Here is a 1,869-nt window from a genome sequence, read left to right as displayed (position 1 = left end):
GTCACCCAAATTGATGGACCACGCACTGATGTCCAGGATATTACTCAGTTCAGTTACGACGACCGTGGCCGTTTAACCAGCGTCACCAACGCCTTAGGCCATACCACCCAATTACAGGATTTTACGCTCTTTGGTAGCCCACAACGCGTCGTGGATGCCAATGGCGTAGAGACAGCGCTGGCATACAACGTTCGGGGCTGGTTAATCTCCAGCAGCACAGACGGTGCAACGACACAGTATGAATACGATGCTAATGGCCAGGTCACCCAAATCACCTTACCCAGTGGGGCCAGTTTAAACTACGAATACAATAATGCTGGTTATTTAACCGCCATCAGCAACAGCCAAGGTGAGCGTATTGAATACACCTTGGATGCCATGGGTAACCGCACTCAGCAGGTATTGAAGTCAGCTACCGGCGAATTAGTCCAAACCCAAAGCCAGGTGTTTGACGAACTGGGCCGACTCATTCGCGCTGTCGGTGCGGCCGGTCAAACCAGCAAAGTGTCGTATGACGTCAACAGCAATACGACAGGTGCCGTGGATGCCAACAACCATGGTTCTAACTACGCATTTGATGCGTTAAATCGCTTAGTCAGCTCAACGGATGCGCTGAATCAAGTCACCAAGCTGGACTATGACGCCCAGGGAAATCTATCGAAAGTCAGCGCACCGAATGGCGCGGTGACGCAATACGAATACAACGGCTTTGATGAGTTGGTCAAACGCATCAGTGCTGATAGCGGCGTCACCACTTACCAGTATGACAGTGCTGGCAATATCACCCAGAAAACCGATGCCCGAGGTGAAGTCACCCAATACCGCTACGATGCCTTAAACCGCTTAACGGCAAGGACGTATCCCAGCCAGCCCAAGCTGAATGTCACCTACCAGTATGATGAAACAGCCGATGGCAACGCTGGGATTGGTCGTCTCACCAGTGTCAAAGACCAAGCGGGACTCATTGGCTATTACTACAATGCCAAAGGCAATCTGGCCAGTGTCGTACGCGGTATGTATATCGCAGGCCAGGAAGTGGTCTACAGCATCCAGTACCAGTATGACAGCTCAGGCAACATCACAGGGATCACCTATCCGAACGATGCCAAAGTTAACTATACCCGCAATAACTTAGGCCAAGTGACAGGCATTGATTACCGCCACAGTGGTAGTAATGATGCCATCAGTGTCGCCCAAAACATCGGCTACTTACCCTTTGGCCCAATTCAAAGCCTAACCTGGGGCAATGGCTTAACGCTGAACCGTCAGTATGACCAGGATTTCCAGCTCACCAGCCAAAGCGTGCAAGGCATTCAAAGCCTGAGTTATGGCTATGATGCCGTGGGTAACATCCTCAGCATCGACGATGGTCTACAAGCCAGCCTAAACCAAGCCTTTGAATACGATGCGCTAGATCGCTTAGCGTTGGAAAGTGGTTACTTTGGGCAGAAGACCTATCAGTTTGATGAAGTGGGCAACCGTACCCAGCGTACCTGGACCACCAAAGCCGATGCGTCTGGCAACAGCCAAACCAAGAAACAAGTCCTGAGCTATCACGACAACAGCAACCGCCTCAACACGCTCGATAACGAAACCATCAGCCTGGATGCCATGGGCAATACCCTATCGAGTCGTGGTGCCAATGCCACCTATGATGCCCGTGGTCGCTTAAGCAGCATGACCGTCAATGGTGAGCTTCGTGCTAAATACACCTACAACGCCATTGGTGAACGGGTTGTTAAAGAGCAGATTTCAGGTGGACAGTCTTACTATGCAGTGTACCAGTATGACCTGGCGGGCCAGTTATTAACGGAAGCCAGCTACTCCAGCACTCGCAAGCTGTTAGACCGCCATTATGTATGGTTAGGC

The 1,869-nt window shown here is 51.2% G+C and carries 1 protein-coding gene; it reads left to right on the top strand.

What is annotated here, in order from left to right:
- On the top strand, positions 1-1,869 hold a 1,869-nt coding region (locus tag KCG35_RS24990), incomplete at both ends, for a hypothetical protein (RefSeq protein ID WP_444972215.1).

This window comes from Zooshikella harenae (genome assembly GCF_018837975.1).
Classification (GTDB): domain Bacteria; phylum Pseudomonadota; class Gammaproteobacteria; order Pseudomonadales; family Zooshikellaceae; genus Zooshikella; species Zooshikella harenae.
This window is presented reverse-complemented; position numbering and strand designations above follow the sequence as displayed.